Consider the following 6,247-nt stretch of genomic DNA (forward strand, 5'->3'; position numbering starts at 1 on the left):
CCTTGTGGGGGAGATGTCCGGCAGGACAGAGGGGGGCGCCGTAGAGCGCGGCACCGAAGACTTGGCTCTCCTATCGGCGTTGCGCCATGACCCGCGCCGTCATCCTCCTTCGCCGCCGTCTCGTCGGCAGCATCTTCGTGCTGCTGATTGTCGTCATCGGCACCTTCCTGTTGCTCGAAGCCGCTCCCGGCGACGCGGTCGATGCCTACATCGTCTCGACCGGCGGCGACGCCGGCATGATCGAGCTGTTGCGTCACCGCTGGGGGCTCGACCAGTCGGAGCTGACACGGCTCGCCAATTATCTTTGGGCGCTGCTGCATCTCGATCTCGGCCAATCGGTCAGCTTTTCGCGGCCGATCCGCGATGTCATCCTCGAACGCCTGCCCAACACGCTGCTGTTGATGGGCAGCGCCACCGCGCTCTCCTTCGGCCTCGGCTCGGCGCTCGGCATCTATGCCGGCGCCAGACCCGGCAGCTTCCGCGATCGCTTCCTCTCCATCGGTTCGCTGGCGCTCTATGCCGTGCCGGGCTTCTGGCTCGGGCTTGTGCTGATCATTGTCTTCGCCGTCGACCTGCGCTGGTTTCCGATCGGCGGCATCGAGAGTATCGTCTCGGCCAGGACCGGCCTCGATCGCGCCGCCGATATCGCCCGCCATCTCGTCCTGCCGATTTCGGCGCTCGGCTTCATTTATCTCGCGCTCTATCTGCGCATGATGCGCGCCGGCATGGCCGAGGTGTGGCGACAGGACTTTGTGCTGGCCGCCCGTGCCAGGGGACTTTCCCGCCGTCGCATCGTGCTCGCTCACGTCGCCCGTAACGCGCTGTTGCCGCTGGTCACCATGCTCGGCCTGCAATCCGCGCAGATGTTGGGCGGCAGCGTCGTGATCGAGAGCGTCTTTTCCGTCCCCGGCCTCGGCCGACTGGCGCAGGAAGCGGTGGCCGCGCGGGATACCCCACTACTGCTCGGCATTATTCTCACCAGCGCTGTCCTGGTCGTCATTATCAACCTTCTCGTCGACATCGCCTACGTCTTCCTCGATCCGCGCGTCGGCGCCAGTGAGGCCAGCGCATGAGTCCGCTTGCCCGCTTCCTGCGCACGCCGGAGGCTGTCGCCGGCGCGGTCATCCTGGCGGCGCTGTTTGCCATGGCTTTTGCCGCGCCTTTGTTCTTTCCCGGCGATCCGCAGGCGATTGCCGGACCGGCATTGCTGCCGCCCTTCCAGGATTGGTCGCTGCCGCTCGGCACCGACCGGCTCGGCCGCGACGTGCTAGCCGAGCTTCTCCACGGCGCCCGCACCTCGCTGGCGGTCGGGCTGGCAGCAGCAGCCGTCGCCCTTGCCGTCGGCGCCATAATCGGCACGTTGGCCGGTTTTGCTGGCGGCGTTGTCGACGAGATGCTGATGCGCATCGCCGACGCGTTCCAGACCGTGCCAGCCTTCCTGCTGGCTTTGGCTTTCGTGAGCATTGTCGGGCCGTCGCTCGGCGTCGTCGTCGCGGCGATCGCGCTTGGCGCCTGGACCGGACCGGCACGCGTGGCGCGGGCCGAAGTGCTGTCGATCCGCGAGCGCGATTTCGTTGCCGGCGCCCGCGTCATCGGCATGCATCCGTTGGAGATCGCCTTTCGCGAGGTGCTCCCCAATGCGCTGCCGCCGGTAATGGCTTTGTCGTCGGTGATCGTCGCCGCGGCGATTCTCACCGAAGCGGCATTGTCCTTTCTCGGCCTCGGCGATCCCAACCGGGTTACCTGGGGCGGCATGATCGCCGAAGGCCGCGCCGTGCTGCGCACCGCGCCCTTCCTGTCGATCATTCCGGGCGTAGCGCTCGTGCTCACCGTGCTCGGCGTCTATCTCGCCGGCGAAGGCGTCGTCGAGACCACGGCGATGAGGAGGAGCCTGTCGTGACGGCGCTTGCTTCGATCCGCAATCTGACGGTGACCTATCGCCGCGACGGCGCCGAGGTAGCGGCGCTGAAGAATGTCGGCTTCGACATCACCGCCGGCGAGCGCTTTGCCATCATCGGTGAAAGCGGTTCCGGCAAGAGCACGCTGGCGCTGGCCATTGCCGGCCTGCTGCCGGCCAGCGCCAGGATCGAAGGCCGCATCGATTGGCTCTTGCGCCCGCCACCAATGTTTGGTGCCAAGGCACCCCCCTCTGTCCTGCCGGACATCTCCCCCTCAAGGGGGGAGATCGGCAGTTCCGCAGCCGGTTCCTTTCCGCCAGCTTCGGTGATTGGCGAAGGCAGAGATGAAAGTGCAATCTCCCCCCTTGAGGGGGAGAGGGAGATGTCCGGCAGGACAGAGGGGGGTGCGACGGGACGCCGACCATTCGTCATTGCGACAAGCCACACCCCCATCGGCGGCCGCGATATCGGCTTCGTTTTCCAGGACCCATCCGCCAGTCTCGACCCGGTGATGCCAATCGGCAAGCAGATCGCGGAAGTCGCGTGCACTCATCTCGGCCTCAGTTGGCGAGACGCCTATGCCAAGGCAAAAGCCCTGCTCGAGCGCGTCCGCCTGCCCGATCCGGACGCTGCCCTCTGCGCCTTCCCGCACCAGCTCTCCGGCGGCCAGAAGCAGCGTGTGGCGATCGCCGCAGCGATTGCGGCCGGGCCGAAACTGCTGATCGCCGACGAGGCGACCAGCGCGCTGGATACGATCGTGCAGGCCGAGATCGTCGGGCTGATCCGGCGACTGGTGGCCGAGGACGGTATGACGCTGCTGTTCATCAGCCACGACATTGCGCTGGCCGCTGAGCTTGCAGAGCGCATCGCGGTGTTCCGGCATGGCGAGCTGCTCGAGCTCGGTTCGACAGCCCAAATCGTCAATGCGCCGCGTCACGCATACACTCGTGTGCTGCTTGACGCTCATCTCGGCCTCGACGCCGAGCCGCTGTTGCGAACATGACCGACCCGCTGCTCGCCGTTTCCGGCCTGACCAAACGATACAGTCGCGGCGGCAAGATCATCGCCGCGGTCGACGACGTTTCCTTCCACATCGACCCCGGCGAGACGCTGGCGCTGGCCGGACCTTCCGGCAGCGGCAAGTCGACGATAGCTCGGCTGATGCTGCGGCTCATCGAACCCGACGCCGGCTATATCGAATTTGAAGGCAGCGATTTCCTGTCACTGAACGGCGCTGCCTTGCGCGGCCGGCGCGCCCGTCTTCAGATGGTGTTTCAGGATCCGCTCGCCGCCTTGAACCCCCGCGCCACAGTCGCGCGTGTGCTCGACGACCCCTTGCGCATCCATCACATTGCCTCTGGCCCCGAGCGCCCGCGCCATATTGCAGCTCTGCTGGAACGCGTCGGCCTCAGCCCCGGTCTCGCCGGCCGCGCCATTCACGAAATTTCCGGCGGCCAACGCCAGCGCGTTGCAATCGCCCGCGCCATCGCCACGAAACCGTCGCTGGTCGTGCTCGACGAGGCCGTGTCGGCGCTCGATGTTTCGGTGCGCGCGCAGATCCTGCAGCTGCTGCTTGACCTTCAACGCGAGGAACGCATCGCCTATCTGTTCATTTCGCACGATCTCGGTGTCGTCCGTGCCATCGCTCACCGGGTCACTATTCTGGAAGCCGGGCGCATTGCCGAGAGCGGCGATGCGCGCAGCGTAATCGACGCGCCGCAATCCGCGATCGGCAAGGCGCTGGTGACGGCAGCGCCAAGACTGTCAAGGATCGAACGGGACGCATCATGACCGACGCCGAAGCCCGAGCCGAAAAACTGTCGCGCGAACTCGATTCCGCCTTCCGCAACCGCGCCGATCTCTATCGTCTATTCCTCGACGAGCTAACCGCGGAGTTGGGCGCGGAAAAAGCCGAGGCGATCATTATCCGTATAATCGAACAACGCGGCAAGGAGGTTGCGGCGGCGGCCTTTGCCGATTTCGGCCCAAACGACGCACCGGCGATCGGCGAGGCGTTCCTCGCCGTCAGCCCGGATGGCGGTCGCATGTATCCGACCGACGTCGAACGCGGTCCGGACCGCATCGCCTTCAAGGTCAGGCGCTGTCCGCTGAAGGACGCCTGGGTCGAGGCCGGCGTCGGCGACGAGAAGCTCGCCACACTCTGCCGCATCGCCGGCGCCTTCGACCGCGGCCTGTTCGAGGCCACCGGAGTGCGCTTCGACAACGTCACCTGGACGCCGGGCCACGGTTCCGGCTGCTGCCACATCGCCTTGACCAACCGGGATGCCGGTTAGAGCTGCATCCATGCAGCACAGTTAGGTGCCGGCAGGACGTGGAACTCCGTCGCGGCGCGCGAGCTTCGGTGTTTGGCAGCACGCCCCAAAACAAAGAAACCCGGCGCCGTAAGGCTACCGGGGTTTTTGATGCTCGCATGCAAGGAATTTGGTTATTTGGTTGCGGGGGCTGGACCTTCCTTGGTGTCTCGCTGTGCCTGCTTCGTGCGACGGGGATCGAACCAATCGGCCAGCAAAACGAAAACGGCCCGCACAAGGCGGGCCGTTTTCGAATTTGGTTGCGGGGACAGGATTTGAACCTGTGACCTTCAGGTTATGAGCCTGACGAGCTACCGGGCTGCTCCACCCCGCGTCAACCCTAAAGGTAAGCCTTGGCTCACCGGATTCAAGCTTCCGCCAAATGAAAGGGCCGCTTTCGCGGCCCGGAGTCCCGTTGGCGGGCCTGTTCGTAAGGAGAAGATTAAACAACGTGCGCTTGGCAGACCTGGCAGCGACCTACTCTCCCGCGTCTTGAGACGAAGTACCATCAGCGCTGGAGCGTTTCACGGCCGAGTTCGGAATGGGATCGGGTGCAGCCGCTCCGCCATAACCACCAGGTCGGCAAAACGCACGTTGCTCGAGAAGCTGTTTTCTGTGCCATCCATTTCGGCGCAATCCAAGGATTGTCACCAGAAATGGGCATTAGGAATGAGAACGATCAAGCCGATCGAACTATTAGTACCGGTAAGCTTCAAGCGTTGCCGCTCTTCCACACCCGGCCTATCAACGTGGTCGTCTTCCACGGTTCTCAGGGAATACTCGTTTTAAGGTGGGTTTCCCGCTTAGATGCCTTCAGCGGTTATCCCGTCCGGATATAGCTACCCTGCTATGCGGCTGGCGCCACAACAGGTCCACCAGAGATCCGTCCATCCCGGTCCTCTCGTACTAGGGACAGATCCTTTCAATATTCCTACACCCACGGCAGATAGGGACCGAACTGTCTCACGACGTTCTGAACCCAACTCACGTACCGCTTTAAATGGCGAACAGCCATACCCTTGGGACCTGCTCCAGCCCCAGGATGCGATGAGTCGACATCGAGGTGCCAAACAACCCCGTCGATATGGACTCTTGGGGGTCATCAGCCTGTTATCCCCGGCGTACCTTTTATCCGTTGAGCGATGGCCCTTCCACGCGGGACCACCGGATCACTATGACCGACTTTCGTCTCTGCTCGACTTGTCAGTCTCGCAGTCAGGCAGGCTTATGCCATTGCACTCAGCGAACGATTTCCGACCGTTCTGAGCCCACCATCGCGCGCCTCCGTTACTCTTTAGGAGGCGACCGCCCCAGTCAAACTACCCACCATACATTGTCCCGGACCCGGATAACGGGCCGCGGTTAGACATCCATAGTGATAAGGGTGGTATTTCAAGGGTGGCTCCACCTGAGCTGGCGCCCAGGTTTCAAAGCCTACCACCTATCCTACACATGCCACTACGAATGCCAATGTAAAGCTATAGTAAAGGTGCACGGGGTCTTTCCGTCTAACCGCAGGAACCCCGCATCTTCACGGGGAATTCAATTTCACTGAGTCTATGCTGGAGACAGCGGGGAAGTCGTTACGCCATTCGTGCAGGTCGGAACTTACCCGACAAGGAATTTCGCTACCTTAGGACCGTTATAGTTACGGCCGCCGTTTACTGGGGCTTCGATTCAGAGCTTGCACCCCTCCTCTTAACCTTCCAGCACCGGGCAGGCGTCAGACCCTATACGTCGTCTTGCGACTTCGCAGAGCCCTGTGTTTTTGATAAACAGTCGCTACCCCCTGGTCTGTGCCACCCTCCCATGCTTGCGCATGAAAGGGTCACGCTTCTTCCGAAGTTACGCGTGCAATTTGCCGAGTTCCTTCAGCATAGTTCTCTCAAGCGCCTTGGTATACTCTACCAGTCCACCAGTGTCGGTTTCGGGTACGGTCTATAAGGAGGAGCTATTTCCTGGAACCACGCAGCAGCCCTTTCAATCCGATAAGATTGGACTACCTCAATGATCCGTCACTTCCTCCAGGCCCACGAA

General features: G+C 62.8%; 6 protein-coding genes, 1 tRNA gene and 2 rRNA genes (1 of these 9 running past the window's edge). 6 read left to right on the forward strand and 3 right to left on the reverse strand.

The genetic code is table 11. The annotated features are described in order from the left end of the window. Positions 1-86 precede the first annotated feature (86 nt). From NKJ23_RS00805 to NKJ23_RS00830, 6 genes are read left to right on the forward strand one after another with little or no spacing between them, the layout of a single operon-like run. Positions 87-1,073, forward strand: coding sequence for an ABC transporter permease (locus NKJ23_RS00805; RefSeq protein WP_352677670.1), 987 nt, complete (start codon positions 87-89; stop codon positions 1,071-1,073). Beyond that, on the forward strand, positions 1,070-1,900 hold the full coding sequence (locus NKJ23_RS00810; protein WP_352677671.1) for an ABC transporter permease: 831 nt from the start codon (positions 1,070-1,072) through the stop codon (positions 1,898-1,900). Before NKJ23_RS00805 ends, NKJ23_RS00810 begins: the two co-directional genes overlap by 4 nt. After that, complete coding sequence (locus NKJ23_RS00815; RefSeq protein ID WP_352677673.1) at positions 1,897-2,901, forward strand: ABC transporter ATP-binding protein; 1,005 nt, start codon at positions 1,897-1,899, stop codon at positions 2,899-2,901. Before NKJ23_RS00810 ends, NKJ23_RS00815 begins: the two co-directional genes overlap by 4 nt. Continuing rightward, the gene (locus tag NKJ23_RS00820; RefSeq protein WP_352677675.1) at positions 2,898-3,689 is read left to right on the forward strand and encodes an ATP-binding cassette domain-containing protein; all 792 of its coding nucleotides are present in this window, start codon (positions 2,898-2,900) and stop codon (positions 3,687-3,689) included. Before NKJ23_RS00815 ends, NKJ23_RS00820 begins: the two co-directional genes overlap by 4 nt. Then, a complete protein-coding gene (locus NKJ23_RS00825) occupies positions 3,686-4,192 on the forward strand; it encodes an L-2-amino-thiazoline-4-carboxylic acid hydrolase (protein ID WP_352677677.1) in 507 nt (168 codons plus the stop codon). Before NKJ23_RS00820 ends, NKJ23_RS00825 begins: the two co-directional genes overlap by 4 nt. 38 nt (positions 4,193-4,230) lie before the next feature. Next, entirely contained in the window at positions 4,231-4,497 is a 267-nt protein-coding gene (locus tag NKJ23_RS00830; RefSeq protein ID WP_352677678.1) for a hypothetical protein, read from the forward strand. Here NKJ23_RS00830 and NKJ23_RS00835 read toward each other — a convergent pair. From NKJ23_RS00835 to NKJ23_RS00845, 3 genes are all read right to left on the reverse strand, one after another. Beyond that, positions 4,468-4,544 (reverse strand) — tRNA-Met (locus tag NKJ23_RS00835). The genes NKJ23_RS00830 and NKJ23_RS00835 overlap by 30 nt on opposite strands. A 130-nt stretch (positions 4,545-4,674) precedes the next feature. Next, positions 4,675-4,789, reverse strand: a 5S ribosomal RNA gene (rrf, locus tag NKJ23_RS00840). A 96-nt stretch (positions 4,790-4,885) separates the two neighbouring features. Then, positions 4,886-6,247, reverse strand: a 23S ribosomal RNA gene (locus tag NKJ23_RS00845) (it continues 1,437 nt past the right edge of the window).

Origin of the sequence: Mesorhizobium sp. M0184 (assembly GCF_040322215.1) — a bacterium.
Classification (GTDB): domain Bacteria; phylum Pseudomonadota; class Alphaproteobacteria; order Rhizobiales; family Rhizobiaceae; genus Mesorhizobium.